At 37.1% G+C, this 15,715-nt stretch carries 12 protein-coding genes; 2 read left to right on the top strand and 10 right to left on the bottom strand.

Features of this window, described 5'->3' with window-relative positions; translation table 11 throughout:
- Positions 1–105: 105 nt before the first annotated feature.
- On the top strand, positions 106–3,447 hold the full coding sequence (locus tag ACTJIP_RS10465) for a DEAD/DEAH box helicase (protein ID WP_077414355.1): 3,342 nt from the start codon (positions 106–108) through the stop codon (positions 3,445–3,447).
- Between the two features lie 112 nt (positions 3,448–3,559).
- On the opposite strand, the gene ACTJIP_RS10460 is transcribed toward ACTJIP_RS10465, so the two are convergent.
- The 6 genes from ACTJIP_RS10460 to ACTJIP_RS10435 all read right to left on the bottom strand — a co-directional run bounded on the left by ACTJIP_RS10460 (position 3,560) and on the right by ACTJIP_RS10435 (position 8,820).
- The gene (locus ACTJIP_RS10460; RefSeq protein WP_440704532.1) at positions 3,560–4,870 is read right to left on the bottom strand and encodes a T9SS type A sorting domain-containing protein; all 1,311 of its coding nucleotides are present in this window, start codon (positions 4,868–4,870) and stop codon (positions 3,560–3,562) included.
- Between the two features lie 239 nt (positions 4,871–5,109).
- Complete coding sequence (locus ACTJIP_RS10455; RefSeq protein WP_440704531.1) at positions 5,110–6,285, bottom strand: acetyl-CoA C-acyltransferase; 1,176 nt, start codon at positions 6,283–6,285, stop codon at positions 5,110–5,112.
- 149 nt (positions 6,286–6,434) lie between these two features.
- On the bottom strand, positions 6,435–6,935 hold the full coding sequence (locus ACTJIP_RS10450) for an endonuclease V (protein ID WP_077414361.1): 501 nt from the start codon (positions 6,933–6,935) through the stop codon (positions 6,435–6,437).
- Positions 6,936–6,946: 11 nt separating this feature from the next.
- Entirely contained in the window at positions 6,947–7,309 is a 363-nt protein-coding gene (locus ACTJIP_RS10445) for a glyoxalase (protein ID WP_219072588.1), read from the bottom strand.
- 1 nt (position 7,310) lies between these two features.
- Positions 7,311–7,754 carry a GNAT family N-acetyltransferase gene (locus tag ACTJIP_RS10440; protein WP_257468892.1) on the bottom strand — a complete coding sequence of 148 codons (444 nt, stop codon included), beginning with the start codon at positions 7,752–7,754 and terminating at the stop codon, positions 7,311–7,313.
- 25 nt (positions 7,755–7,779) lie between these two features.
- Entirely contained in the window at positions 7,780–8,820 is a 1,041-nt protein-coding gene (locus ACTJIP_RS10435) for a M28 family metallopeptidase (RefSeq protein WP_077414365.1), read from the bottom strand.
- Between the two features lie 160 nt (positions 8,821–8,980).
- Between ACTJIP_RS10435 and ACTJIP_RS10430 the strand changes: the two genes are divergently transcribed.
- Complete coding sequence (locus tag ACTJIP_RS10430; RefSeq protein WP_077414367.1) at positions 8,981–10,120, top strand: aminotransferase class I/II-fold pyridoxal phosphate-dependent enzyme; 1,140 nt, start codon at positions 8,981–8,983, stop codon at positions 10,118–10,120.
- Between the two features lie 134 nt (positions 10,121–10,254).
- Here the strand turns inward: ACTJIP_RS10430 and ACTJIP_RS10425 are convergent, their stop codons facing one another.
- The 4 genes from ACTJIP_RS10425 to ACTJIP_RS10410 all read right to left on the bottom strand — a co-directional run bounded on the left by ACTJIP_RS10425 (position 10,255) and on the right by ACTJIP_RS10410 (position 15,647).
- Positions 10,255–12,987, bottom strand: a complete 2,733-nt coding sequence (locus tag ACTJIP_RS10425; protein WP_440704530.1) for a sodium-translocating pyrophosphatase — start codon at positions 12,985–12,987, stop codon at positions 10,255–10,257.
- Positions 12,988–13,305: 318 nt separating this feature from the next.
- Positions 13,306–13,917: an inorganic pyrophosphatase gene (locus tag ACTJIP_RS10420; protein ID WP_077414371.1), complete on the bottom strand. Its 612-nt coding sequence runs from the start codon at positions 13,915–13,917 to the stop codon at positions 13,306–13,308.
- Between the two features lie 17 nt (positions 13,918–13,934).
- On the bottom strand, positions 13,935–14,447 hold the full coding sequence (locus ACTJIP_RS10415; protein ID WP_077414373.1) for a hypothetical protein: 513 nt from the start codon (positions 14,445–14,447) through the stop codon (positions 13,935–13,937).
- 24 nt (positions 14,448–14,471) lie between these two features.
- Positions 14,472–15,647, bottom strand: coding sequence for a hypothetical protein (locus ACTJIP_RS10410; RefSeq protein WP_077414375.1), 1,176 nt, complete (start codon positions 15,645–15,647; stop codon positions 14,472–14,474).
- Positions 15,648–15,715 lie beyond the last annotated feature (68 nt).

Below are 15,715 nucleotides of genomic sequence, written 5' to 3'. Positions count from 1 at the left end.
TTCAGCATTAGAACAAACCCGGAAGTTGCCAAAATGCGGTAAGCTGTAGCCAAAATGGATTCTTAAATACATTTGTTTTTTGTAAGTTTGCCTTCATCAATTCTTATGGCAGAATATATTCTTGACAACATCAATATCAGTACACTTTCCGTATATGACCTGCTGAAACATACCTCAGACAGTACATTCATTGGAATCAGGGATTTCCGGGAAATATATCCTGCAGCTATTGAAAACAATACAGGAATATTTACAAAGCAATCTTCATTACAGGATTTTCCAATGGTCAGCATCAGCAAGGTCGGCAGTTCATTATTATGCTCCTGCACATGTGATAATCAGAAAGACCAGCTTTGTTCCCATCAGGCAGAAATTATCCATTGTATCATTGAGGATAAAAATTACCGCCTGTTTTTTGATGATATGCTCCGTAAAAAAGCTTTTCTCCCTAAAGCCAAAACATATGGCCTTGAAAATGAACCTGATCTGGATCAATATTTTCAACTGGAATATAAAGAGGGCAAAATTGAAATCCTTCCTAAGATCAAGGAAATGCTTCCTGTAGATGATGTTATGTTTCAAAGAGATCTTCTACCGCAGCTTCCCTCAAGACTGGATGAATTGGCAGTACTGGAAACAGGCAAGAAACAGATATTGGTCATTGGTAAGCACCGTTATTACAACCATATGACCTTCTCTCTGATGGAAGCTGAAATAACGCAGACAGGAAAGCTCAAAAATCCGGTGACTCCTGTAGATGCCATGCAGCTGATATGGAAATCGGAGAAACCCGCAGAGATTAAATTTTACACCGCTATAACCTCTTTCCAGAATAATTATAATGAAGATTACAATACTTCAGAACTGGAAGCTTTAAAGCTCATTGTACAGAATCCTCTGAAACTGGATGTCTATCATCACGACCGGGAAATCTCAGAAACGGTATCCGCAAAGTCACTTTCCCATGTTGAATTAAATACTTTAGATGCCGAGGTTCAATTATCTGTATTTAAGAAAGATCCGTTTTACGAAATAACCGGAGAATTACAATTGAATGATATCTCTGTTCCTTTCAAAAATATTGTACTCAGAAATGAATATTTTGTTTATAACCGAAACATTTTCAGCTTTGTAGACCATCCTGACATGCTAAGAATCATCCGGTTTTTTAAGGCTAATAATGAGATTTTACTGATCCATTCTTCAAAATATGAGGCATTTATGAAGAATATTCTCTCTACCATAGAAGAACGTATTCACATAAATTACAGCTACATACAAACTGCAACGAAAGTACAGCTTGAAGATAAAAAATATCAAACTGAAAGAGTAGTTTATCTCCGTCAGCAGGAAAATTATATAGGAATCACACCGGTAATGAAATACGGAGACGTAGAAATTCCTGTCTATTCCAGAAAGCAGCTTTTTGATACAGATCAGAATGGAAATCCATTTAAAATAGAGAGAATTGAATCTGCGGAAGCCCGCTTTACTTCTTTGGTCATGCAGCAGCATCCTGATTTTGAAGAGCAGATGGACGGCTATCAGTATTTTTATCTTCACAGGGATAAATTCCTGGATAACAACTGGTTTCTTGAAGCATTTGAAACCTGGAGAAATGAAGGAATAACCATACTGGGCTTTAACGAATTAAAGAATAACAAATTAAATTCCCACCGGGCTACAATCAATATTCAGATTACCAGCGGATTGGATTGGTTTAATGCTAAGCTAAAAGTAGGATTTGGTCCTAAAGAAGCTTCTTTAAAACAACTTCACCGGGCGATCCGGAATAAAAGTAAATTTGTCCAGCTGGATGATGGAAGCATGGGAATTCTCCCTGAAGAATGGATGGAGAAAATAGCCGCTTACTTTCATGCTGGAGAAATTGACGAAGAGCTCTTAAAGATTCCAAAAATCAACTTCACGGAGGTCACTTCATTGTTTGAAAAGGAAATCCTGAGCCAGGAAGTTCAGGAGGAACTCACCACGTATTCCACTAAGTTCTCAAAAGTAAAAAAAATTCCCAAAGTCAATATTCCGGCTGGGCTGAATGCTGAACTTAGGGATTATCAGCATGATGGACTGAACTGGCTTAATTTTCTTGACGGATTCAACTTCGGAGGGTGTCTCGCAGACGATATGGGACTTGGAAAAACCATTCAGATCATAGCTTTTATCCTTTCACAGCGGGAAAAACGGGGGCATACTACCCATCTTATTGTAGTTCCCACTTCCCTTCTTTTCAACTGGCAGGAAGAGATCAGCAAGTTTGCACCTTCTATAAAAGTTCTGCTGCATTATGGTGCAGACAGACCAAAGACAACCGCTCATATGTCTGATTATGAAGTAGTCCTTACCACTTATGGAATGTTGCTTTCAGATATCCGTTTCCTGAAAAATTTTAATTTCAATTATGTTTTTCTGGACGAATCACAGACTATTAAAAATCCAAATTCGGAAAGGTATAAAGCAGCACGGCTGCTTCAATCGAGAAACAGGATTGTATTAACGGGTACTCCTGTTGAAAACAGCACTTTTGACCTTTACAGCCAGCTTTCTTTCGCTTGTCCGGGACTTTTGGGAAGCAAGCAGTATTTTAAAGATATTTATGCCATTCCTATTGATAAATTTGAATACAGTAAACGGGCGTTAGAACTTCAGCAAAAAATAAAGCCCTTTATCCTCAGAAGAACCAAGAAACAGGTCGCAAAAGAGCTGCCTGAGAAAACAGAAACGGTGATCTACTGTGAAATGAATGCAGAGCAACGTAAAATCTATGACGCTTATGAAAAAGAACTTCGTGAGTTTATTGCAGCCAATGATGACGATGATCTGAATAAAAACAGCATGCACGTCCTTACGGGCCTTACAAGACTCAGACAGATCTGTAACTCTCCTGTTTTGATAAAAGAAGGATATTCCGGTGAAAATGTCGTTAAAATAGAGATTTTGATGGAACAGATCCTTGGGAAATCAAAAGATCATAAAATACTGGTTTTCTCACAGTTTGTGGGGATGCTTGATCTGATAAAGACAAAGCTGGAACGCCACAATATTCAGTTTGAATATCTTACGGGGCAGACTAAAGACAGAGGAGAAAAGGTAGCTAATTTCCAGAAAAATGATGATATCCGGGTTTTCCTGATCAGCTTAAAGGCCGGCGGTGTCGGTCTCAACCTAACGCAGGCTGATTATATTTACCTGGTAGACCCATGGTGGAATCCTGCTGCTGAAAATCAGGCTATTGACAGAAGCTACCGCATAGGACAAACCAAAAATGTAATTGCTGTCCGGATGATCTGTTCTAATACTGTAGAAGAAAAAATTCTTACCCTTCAGAAAAAGAAAAAACAACTGGCTCAGAATCTGCTCACCACAGATGGGAAAAAGCTTCAGGGACTTTCAAAACAGGACCTTATGGACCTGCTGGAATCTGGTTCATAATACACTTAAAAATCTATTGAATACGACATTTTAAAAATAAAAAAACCGACAGGTAAAGAACCTGTCGATTAAAAACAAAAATTGATATGGATATGATTTAGATATGATGTGTCTATTTTTTGATAATCTTTTCTGTGACTGTTTTTTGATTCTTTGTCAGGATTTTAATAAGATATGTTCCAGAAGTAAAATTCTCCATGGGTACATTCATCGAATTGCCTTCCAGCATCTTCTGCCCTGACATATTGTAAATTTCATATTTCTCCAGTTTTTCTTTCATCTTGATATTCACAGAATTCGTTGTAGGGTTCGGGTATATCTGAACATTGGCTGATGCCTCCTTAGAAACCTCTATTGTGGAAAGGCTTTCCGGCTGAATTTTAAGCGTATAATCTTCTGCCTGCCCTATAAACCATCCTGAAGGACAAGGAAGATTCTCCAAAGTTCCCATCCATGAATTTGATTCATATGCTTTTACCAATCTGAAACGGGTTTCTCCAAGCTGCGCTCCTCCCGGAATTATAATACTACCGGATGTGATCCCTGATTCTGTAGTAGTAACCGGATTGGAATGGTCCAGATAGCCCAGGTTAAACTTCTCATCCGCATCAAACTGGTTATTATGGTTAAAATCAATATAAGCATACACTGATACGGTATTCTGTCCATGAGTACCTCCTGTTACTGTTATAGGATAGGCATTTCCACGGTTAACAGTGAAGACAGTCGCCGTAAAATTTTCAAGAACATCTGAGTTACCGTCGATAGCACTGTTTCTTACCGTTCCGGCAAATTCTACTTTGCTTATTTCGCTTACTGTAAGACTGGTTACATTTTCGGCACCACAGTAAGGAGCCGGGAAATTCACTGTGTTTCCTATAATATTGACGGTATAATCTTCAGTCTGCCCTGCTCTTAAGCCGGAATCACAGGCTGAACTGATAGAATTGGCAGCATTAGGATCAGAATAAGCCTGAACATTTGTATTCTTAAGAACCCTCATTCTTGTACTCCCGTTGGCCGCGTTTGTAGGAATCACTATTGTATTGTTGATGGTAAATGCATTGGCTGGATTGGCTGCTTCAAGTCTTCCAATGTAGAAGCTTTCTCCGGCATCATCAAAATTACCATTCTGATTAAAGTCTATAAAAACAGCTACATCACTGGGAAATGTACTGGAAGGACCAGTTACAGATATATTATAATTACTTCCGGATTGCAAATCTGTGGACATTGATGTAAAATTCTCATAAATTTGTGCATTCCCAGACTGAACCGGTGATGAGTTATTAATGTTTCCGAAAGTAACATTACTGATCATATTACTGTCAGCTCCATACTGAAATGCAGGCATACAATATTGCAATTGTGCATTCACCAGAGAGCAAAGTACAATACCAGAAAGAGTAGTTATTTTTTTCATTTTTTGTTTGAATTTCTTGGGACAAATTTATATTTATTTAGAATTAATAAAAATAAGAATGTAATGATATTTGTCAGTTTAGCAAAAATAGACCATTGACTGCCTAATGATATTTATCTAAAAACTTAATTTACTAATGGATAATCAATCTGTTATAAATAAAAAAGACCTTTCTCAAATTTTATTTCAAGAAAGGTCTTTTCGTTATAAAGAATCGAATCTAAGGAATTTTATCTGCTTCAACTTACATTTTCGATAAGAACTGCAGACGCTCCACCTCCTCCATTGCAGATGGCAGCTATCCCCAATCTTCCTTTTTCCTGCCGCAGTACATTGACTAAAGTTGTTATAATTCTGGCTCCTGAAGCACCAATCGGGTGTCCCAAAGCAACCGCTCCACCGTAAATATTTACCTTATTGAGGTCATAACCCAAAATCTGCTGGTTGGATAAAATCACTGAGGAATAGGCTTCATTAATCTCGAAATAATCAATATCAGATAAACTGAGACCTGTTTGTTTCAACAATTTCTGAATGGCAATAGACGGAGAAGTAGTAAACCATTCCGGAGACTGAGCCGCATCTGCATATGCTGCGATCCTGGCCAAGGGTTTCAAATTATGCTGCTGTATAACTTCCGAAGATCCTACTAGAATTGCTGCAGCCCCATCATTCAGATTGCTGGAATTAGCAGCTGTCAGTGTACCATCTGCTTCAAATGCCGGTTTCAAAAGAGAAATTTTCTCTGGAATAAGCTTGTCAATATCTTCATCTTTATCTACGATGATAGACCCCTTCTTTCCTTCAATTGAGATCGGGATCAATTCATTGCTGAACTTACCGTTTTTCGCTGCTTCCTGAGCCCGATGATAGGAAAACAAAGCATATTCATCAAGCTGCTGCCGTGTTAATCCATATTTTTTTACGCCCAATTCAGCGGCACTTCCCATATGGAAATCATTATACACATCCCACAGACCATCTTTGATCACGCCATCAGTAAGGTTGGTATCTCCTAGCTTTGTTCCCAGACGAAGCTTAACGTAATGAGGAACATTGCTCATACTTTCCATACCACCAGTCATGACAAGATGTTCCAGACCAAGCTGAATCTGCTGAGCACCGATCATAGCCGCTTTCATTCCGGAAGCACAGACTTTGTTTACTGTTGTTGCATCTTTATCTACCGGAATTCCTCCAAAAATAGCGGCCTGTCTTGCAGGAGACTGCCCCAGCCCGGCACTGAGTACATTTCCCATATACACACTGTCTATATGCTCCGGAGCCAATCCGATGTTTTCATAGGCATTTTTAATTACAACTGCTCCAAGTTGAGGAGCTGTAAATCCGGATAGGCTTCCCATAAAACCACCCACTGGAGTTCGTTTTGCAGCCAATATAAATACTTCTTTCATAGGATATTATTTTTAATACCAATCGGTATATTTCTGGTTAAAAAAATTCTTTTCTTTTCACAGGGAACAATACAAAGATAATTAAAATATACCAATCGGTATATTAAGGATTAAAAAAAATCTTACTGTAATAAGTAAGACTTTAATTTTTATGTTCTGCTCAGCTGATCCAGTTTTTTAAGCAGCGTGGGCATTCTGTAAGTGCCATGCATTTGTTCTACTTTCAATTGAACTTCATCTACATTCATTCCTTTAGCTGTCACAAAAAGTGGTGTTTTACTTTCTCCGCGAAATACACTTCTCCTTTGGGAATCCGGAGTTGTAAATTCGTTTTTGGCGATCCCAATAATAGGACACTTTTCTTCCAATGCTTCGTAGAGGTGGCCGCCCAACCCTATTTTTCCATCATTGTCAAGAGTAACATATCCATCAACAATGATAATATCTTCTGATTTTAATGTAATTTTCGTGAGCAGACTTAAAATGCAGGGTAATTCTCTTTTGTAAAACGCCCCGCTTTCATATGCTGAACTCACAGCAGTCTGTTCTATAAAAACTTCCACTTCTTTTTCAGACGTCCAGTCCTCAAATGCAATACACACCGTATTGGCATAATCCTCATAATAATAGGTATCAAATGCGTAAATCATATTTTATTCCCTTAAAAAAACTCGCCAAAATGCCATAAAATCCCTGAAGGATCATGTACAAAACACTCTTTTCCCCATTCCATGGTTCTTACAGGAATAAGTTTTACATTCTCATAGGTATCTGTAAGCTTTAAGGATAAAAGCTCCTTCCAGAATTCATCTGTATTGACCACTTCCATAAAGATCATGGTATTATCAACCCAATCCTTTGTATAATAATCCTGAAGATAAAAGCCTATTTCCTCTCGTATAAACAGTGATAACTTGGGCTCCAGAACAACCTCTTCAAATCCGAGATCCTTATAAAAGTTTCTGCTGATCTCAAAATTCTTTGCTCCGATAAAAGGTCTGATGGATTTTAGTTTCGGTGTCATACTATTTTATTTTCCAGTGTTCATAGGTCATTTCAAATTTTACCTCTCCTTTTCCATGGGTTCCGGTTTCTTTCCAGCCAGATTTTCTGTAGAAATTCTCTGCCCGCGTTCCAGGTGAAGTACCAAGCCACAGATCGTCTTTCTTTTGTTTAAAATACCAGTCGAGCATGATGTCATGAAGCTTTCTGCCGATTCCCTGATTTTCAAAATCAGGATGTACAAATAAAGCCCAGATATTATTTTCTTTCAGATCTGCAATGGAAAAGCCTACAATCTGACCTTTTGCCTCACTTACCCAACCTTTTCCTCTTTGAAAAAGAAATTCCTCACAGTCTTTATCTGTAACCAAACCTGGATCTGATAATGTGTTTTCTTTCACAGAATTTCTTACGACCTGAATCTGTGGAATGTCTTCCGGTCTTGCTTCTCGGATTACTATGTTCATGGTGATTGTTTTTCTTAATTCTTGATTATTTTCTGTCAACCACAATTCTTTCTTCTCTGTTGGCAATATCCCATGCTGTAGTAAAAATAAGCTGGGTTCTTTTCTCTAATAATTGATAATCAATCTTTTCAGGATCATCTGTTGGCTTATGATAATCTTCATGAATCCCATCAAAAAAGAATGCGACAGGAATATTATGTTTGGCAAAATTATAGTGATCTGAACGGTAATATAATTGTTCCGGATCATTCAAATCATCATATTTGTAATTAAGTTCCAGGTTATTCGTTCTCTTATTTGCAGCTTCGTTAATTACTTTAAGCTGAGAGCTTAACATTTCAGAACCAATGACATATACATATTGTTTCCCTCTGTTGGCAGGATCATCACGTCCAATCATGTCAATATTAAGATCAACAACGGTATTGGCTAATGGGAAAACAGGATTTTCGGAATAATATTCTGAACCAAACAATCCGTGTTCTTCTCCTGTAACGTGCAGAAACAGGATCGATCTTTTAGGTCCTTTTCCTGCTTTTTTTGCCTGCTGGAATGCCTTGGCGATTTCCATTACTGCTACAGTGCCGCTTCCGTCATCGTCTGCTCCGTTGTACACGACTCCATTTTTTGTTCCTACATGATCATAATGTGCAGAAACTACAACAATCTCGTCCGGTTTTTCGCTTCCTTCAATAAAAGCCATGATATTTTCAGAATCAGGAAGGTTACCTCCACCTCTTTTTTTCATAAACTCAGATGGAACTTTCTGATAGTATGAGCCTAATGCTTTAGGTCCGGAAATACCAAGATTTTTATAATAATTAATCATATACTCTCCCGCCTTCTTCTGCCCTTTGCTTCCTGTATCTCGCCCTTCCATATCATCTGCTGCAATGACATACAGATTTTTCTTTAAATCCTCAGCATTAATTACCTTGTATGCATTGTTAAAAGCCTTGTTATGTTTTGTTGAAACAGGATGTGAAGAATTCCCATCAGATATTTTTGCCGTCCCACAACTGGTCACTATAGCCATGGCAAATAACGGAATAAGTATTTTTTTCATAAAGAATAAATTTCTTAAAAATAACAAATTTTATTGAATTCTAATAAAACAGATCAAAATCGCAATATCATATGCTTCCCATTATAAAATTAACGATACTCCAATTTAAAACTCAATACGGTATTAATTTTTTATTATATTTGATTAAAATACAAAATAGGTGGATAAAATTTACGGATTTACTCATTATTCCTTTTTTACAGAAATGTCCGAACTTGCAGCCAGACACGGAAGCTTTGATCTTTCTCTGGGACTTCCCGATTTTGATATTGATGAAAGACTTAAAATATTCTTAAAAGAAGCAGCCGAAAGAGACACTTACCATTATGAACCTCTTGCCGGCAATCCCCTTCTGATCGAAAGTATCATTCGTTTCAATGCAAAACGGACTCACAAAATTCCTGTTACAGCTAGAGAAATAACCATTGTTCCGTGTGCAACCTTTGCTTTATATACTTCCCTCAAATCAATTTTAAATCAATATGATGAAGTAATTATTATCCAACCTTCATATTATACTTATGGACCTGCTGTTGTCATGAATGGCGGAATCCCTGTCTATTATGATCTTGATGGTGATTTTACGATCAACTGGGATTTGTTTAAAAACTGTATTACTGAAAAAACCAAAGCTGTCATTGTAAATTCTCCTCAAAATCCAACCGGGAAAGTATGGAAAAAGGAAGATTGGAATCACTTGTATGAACTGATTAAGGATCGCGATATATATTTGATTTCTGAAGAAATATATGACACGTACTGCTATGATGAAGTTAAGCATTACAGTTCTTTTATTCATCCGGGGCTCAGAGAAAAGACGTTCTGTATTTTTTCTTTTGGCAAAATGTTTCATACTTCCGGATGGAAAGTCAGTTACATGCTAGCTTCTGAAACTTTAACGGCAAAATTCCAGTGCCACCAACAGTATATTTCTTACAGTGCCAATGCTCCGGCGCAATATGCTATCGCAAAGTATCTGGATGTATTTGATCCGGCCATCAATAAAGAAATAATGCAGAATAAAAGAGATATTTTCAATCAGCTGATTCAGGAAACTCCCCTGCAAGTTGAACAGCAAGCGGAAGGAAGTGTTTTCCAGGTCGTTAATTTCCGGAATATTTCTACTACCATGACGGATGTAGAGTTTTCAAAATGGCTTACAATTGAGAAAAAAGTATCTTGTCTTCCGCTTTCGGCTTTTTACAACTCAAGACAGAATTCAGATTATGTCAGGTTTAGTTTTGCTAAAAAAGATGAACTGATTATCCAGGCTTTGGAACATTTAAAAAGGAATCTTTGATTTTTCTCACAGATTTCTCAGATTTTCACAGATGATTGTGGATATCTATTCATATAATTTTAATTTTCATGCTATCCCAAAATATAATAAAAAAAGCACCGCCAAGGCAGTGCTTCCATTATATTTTAATGATTTTAAAGAGCCAGAACTCTTACATCAATTCTTCTGTTTTTTGCTTTACACTCATCAGTGTCATTGGCTTCACATACCGGATGCTGTGAACCATATCCTTCAGCTTCTACTCTGTCTGCAGAAACACCCAGCTCGAGTAATTTAAGTTTTGCTGTTTGTGCCCTCAGATTTGATAATTTAAGATTACTATCTTCATTACCACTGTTATCTGTATATCCGCCTAATTTTATTTTCAGATCAGGATATGCATTTAAGATTTCAGCTAAAGTATTCAGCTGGAGTTCATAGCCTGCCTTCAGGTCACTGGAACCTGTTTCAAAATAAAGGTTTTCAATGGTGTACCATTTATTAGGGTCTAAAGCAGATTTATCTTTCTGTTTCACCACATTATAAAGCTGATAAAGCTGGCTTCCATCTCCTATGGCAATCGTTTTTCCTCCATCCAATTTTATTTTCTGAACATTTCCTGTTTCATACACAAAGTCGCCACTTTCATTAAGATGTCCCTGAACTCCACCAGGGGAAACCGGAACTGTTGTAAGATCTGCATGACCAGCCGTTGTAGCAGCAGATACTCCGGTAAGGCTTTCAATTTTTGCTTTTCTGTTGGCTTCAATTTTATCTTTATGCAAAACAGCTAAAGTAGGTGCAATAACCAAAGAAACAATTGACATTAACTTGATCAGAATATTCATGGATGGGCCGGAAGTATCTTTAAAAGGATCTCCAACCGTATCTCCTGTTACAGATGCTTTATGTGGCTCTGAACCTTTGTAATAGGTCTGTCCATTAATATCCACCCCTTTTTCAAATGATTTTTTAGCATTATCCCAGGCACCTCCTGCGTTATTCTGGAACATTCCCATCAAAACACCACATACCGTGGCACCAGCCAAAAATCCTCCCAATACTTCAGGACCGAAAATAAATCCCATTAAGAGTGGGGAAATGATTGCTATAGCACCAGGCAGCATCATTTTTCTGATGGAGGCATCTGTAGAGATAGCAACACATTTTTCATATTCAGGTTGTGCCTTTCCTTCTAAAATTCCCGGAATTTCACGAAACTGTCTTCTTACTTCTTCCACCATCGCCATGGCAGCCTGCCCAACTGCAGTGATTGCCAATGATGAAAAGATAAACGGAATCATTCCACCAATAAATAAACCAGCCAAAACATCTGCTCTGTAAATATCAATTCCGTCAATTCCTGCAATTCCAACAAAAGCTGCAAATAATGCTAATGCTGTCAAAGCTGCTGAAGCAATAGCAAATCCTTTTCCGGTAGCTGCAGTTGTATTTCCTACCGCATCCAGGATATCTGTTTTTTCACGCACCTCTTTGGGAAGTTCACTCATTTCGGCAATACCACCGGCATTATCAGCAATAGGTCCAAAGGCATCAATTGCCAGCTGCATAGCTGTAGTAGCCATCATTCCTGCTGCTGCAATGGCAACACCATAAAGCCCGGCACACAGATAAGATCCATAGATTCCGCCTGCCAACACGATAATCGGAAGTAAAGTAGATTCCATACCCACGGATAAACCTCCGATAATGTTAGTTGCGTGTCCTGTAGAAGACTGTCTCACAATACTGGAAACCGGTCTTTTACCCATTGCGGTATAGTATTCTGTTATGATGCTCATTAAAGTTCCTACAACCAATCCTACCATGATGGCACCAAATACCCCCATTTTAGTAAACTCATGGCCTCTTAGAACCATTTTTTCAGGTAGGATATAAGTTACCAGAAAGTAAGATGATATAGCTGTAATAACAATACTTCCCCAGTTTCCAAGGTTTAAAGCATTCTGTACACTGGAAGTGGATGAGCCTTCATTATCATTAATTTTCACAAATAAAGTTCCGATCATAGAAAATATAATTCCGGTTCCTGCAATCAGCATCGGTAAAAGGATTGGAGCAAAACCACCGAAGGCATCATCGGAAATAGTTTCTCTACCTAACACCATGGTTGCCAGAACTGTTGCAACATAAGACCCGAAAAGGTCGGCTCCCATTCCTGCTACATCACCTACGTTATCTCCTACGTTATCTGCAATCGTTGCAGGGTTTCGGGGATCATCTTCAGGGATTCCGGCTTCTACTTTCCCTACAAGGTCAGCACCTACGTCTGCCGCTTTTGTATAAATACCGCCTCCTACTCTTGCAAAAAGTGCTATGGATTCTGCACCTAGAGAAAACCCTGTGAGAATTTCAATGGTCTTTTCCATTTCATGAGAATCTACTGTGGCATCGGGTGCAAAAATCTGTTTGATGATCAGGAATAATCCTCCTAAGCCCAAAACAGCAAGTCCGGCAACTCCCATTCCCATAACAGAACCTCCTGTAAAAGATACTTTAAGCGCTTTCGACAGTGAAGTTCTTGCCGCTTCTGCTGTCCTGACATTGGCTTTGGTAGCAATTTTCATCCCGATAAAACCTGCTAATGCGGAAAATACAGCTCCTACTGCAAAGGCAATACCGATACTCCAATGCGAGTTGGCATTACTTGATCCCATTACGGCAAGTAAAATGGCGACTACCACCACGAAGTACATTAAGATTTTATATTCAGCCTTTAGAAAAGCCATTGCACCGTCTGCAATATGGCCGCTGATTATTTTCATTTTTTCATTTCCTGCATTCTGTTTATTTACCCAGTTGCTCTGAAGAAATGTATAAAGCAAAGCGACGACACCAAAAATTGGCACTAACACAAATAGATCCATAGTTTAATATTTTTTGGTAATAGAAAATTAAATATAATAAATAATTACCATCAAAGCACTAAAAACTTTAACAGTATGATGCTTACCATCAAAAAGGATAAAAATATGACACCGAACTTATCGTGGTAGAAATTGATGAAGAAACAGTACTGAATAAGGCTTTCAGACACATTTTATGCATAAAAAAACCTTTAAATTATTCAAAGGTTTTTCAGAGTTTGAGATTGCTTCACAGTCTGTTCGCAATGACTTTTACTCAATAAAAAAGAGTAAACAGAAACCTGTCTACCCTTTTTTATTTTATGAATAAAGAGAATCTTATCCTCCGAATTTATCTGCATAGTCTGTTTGAGAAGCTTTAATCACTTTTCTAGCATGCTCAGCTCCATAAACCTCCTGAATTCTACATTTAGCAGGCTCATCCGGCAGGTTTTTATACGTTAGGAAGTAGTGCATTAATCTTTTTACCTCTGCTTCTGGTAATTCAGAAATATCTCTGAAGTGTCCGAAAGCATGGTCATTGATCATTACTGCAACGATTTTATCATCAGCTTCACCTCCGTCGATCATTTTAAAACCTCCGATTGGAATAGCTTCCATCAATAAACCTCCAGCATGGATGTTGTGAGAACTTAAAACACAAATATCAAGAGGGTCATGATCTCCCATTGTAACATCCGTAGCTCCTGCTTCTACAGCAAGTCTCATTACTTCCTTATCACAGTATGTTCTTGGAACAAAACCATATAAAGCAGGAATGATGTTAGAAAATTTCTGTGGTCTGTCTACTTTTAAGTATCCTGTTTCTTTATCTACTTCATATTTAATAGTATCTGAAGGAACAATTTCCACAAATACGTTTACAACATTTGGCGCATCTTCTCCCGCAGAAATTCCGTGCCATGGATGTGCTTTAAAATTTGGAATCATTATTTATCTGTTATTTTTTAAGTTATTATTAAGATTTCTTTTCTTAAGTCTTCTATTGTTTCCACAATATAATCGTTGCCTTCCATGTAGTTCATGATGAAAATCGTTTTGAATTCATCCAGTTGAACCTCCCCTTTCAATCCGTCATAGGTTTTGTGAAGCAATTCTATGATCGCATTTTTAGAGTCTACAATATTCTTCCATGAATTTTTTGTGATGTATAACTGCTGTGAGGAGTTATATTCAAATTCTTCATTGATTGTTTTTTCGGTAAGGAAAATAAATTCATGAACCGCTAATTCTCTATCAAATCTATGGATAAGGTTTGACGGCTTCATTCTGTCCAGAAACAAGGTCATTCTTTCGTAAGAATGTGCTTTGTTCTCTGAATTAGATTTCACGGTGAGTAGTTTGATTTCCTGGTTTTTAAGAGTAATGTACGAATGTACAAATTGTCTAAGCAAAACCAAAAAAGGAATTGCAATAATCAATGCAAATGCATACGGTAGATATCCTGAAAGACTCGTCATAATTTTAGACTGCAAAATTACTAATTATTTTCCGTCTTCTAAAGAGTTTTTAAAGATATCCACTTTAGAATTTTGTATATAAACTAATGCTAATATAATTATAAGGTAAAAGCCCGACATCATCCTGTTTACCAAGGACGGAAAAACCAGGAATCTCATGATGACAGTTCCATAAATAATTACAAAAAATAAGACCTGAGCCTGTCTTTTTTTATTATAAAGTGAAAAATTATTAGCCAGAATAATGATTATAAAAATCAAAAGAACCGGAAAATACGAAGCGTTGAACTCCAGCATTATTTTACTTTTAATAAAATGAATATAATCTGAAAAAGAAAACGGATCGGGTTGTGAAACAGGGTAAATCTGAACTTTAGTAAACTGATTCATAAAGAGTGTAGACCATGAAACCTGATTAAAAGCCTGTATTAAAAAGAAGGAAAGAAACAGATATCCATATGATATCAATAATGGACCTGTTTTCACCTGCAGCCTGTTTCTATAAAGATAAATAATGCCATACAGAAAAGAATAAAAAATAAAATATTCCGGTCTTGTAAGAATACACAGCATAGCAAAGATTCCCGCAAGAAAAAAATTTTTTCTTACTAAAAATACATAGAAGCTCAAGAGAAGCAACAGACATGATAAAGAATCTGCAGAGACATGCCTGCCTGATTCCTGAAGAGGTTTGAACAGGGAAATTAAAATCGTGATGATAAAAGCAAGACTATAATTTTTCAGAATTTTTATCAAAAAACCGAAAATCAAAATAAGAATCAGGGCGTAAGAAATAGCTGAAATTAAAGAATTGGAAGCAGATGCACTAAAACCTAATTTAAAGAATGCCCAATTGATGAAATTATAAAAAGGTTTCACTACAAAAAGCTGCAATTCTTCTTCATAGGCTTTAGGATTTTGTGACAATATTTTGTAATAGCTACTTTCACCTTTCGCTACTTCTTTCACCATTGGATCTACAGGTCCTAATCCCGCAAAATCAGGATTCTTTTCCTGCAATTCATCATATACTTTCTGATGAATCTCTTCAATTTTCATTTCGGGATATTCCGTTTTATAAATCAATCCCATATAAGCTTCCATATCAGTATTGTAATAATGGTTGGCATATAGGTAGTATGACATGATGCATACATAGATTGAAAATATAAAAACAAGAATATTCTCCCTTTTTTTCATACGTTGATATTATAAGTATACAAATGTAAAAAAACTATCAACTTCTATTCTTATAAAAAGCTTTTATA

It is taken from the genome of Chryseobacterium sp. 22543 (assembly GCF_052044565.1).
Classification (GTDB): Bacteria; Bacteroidota; Bacteroidia; order Flavobacteriales; family Weeksellaceae; genus Chryseobacterium.
This window is presented reverse-complemented; position numbering and strand designations above follow the sequence as displayed.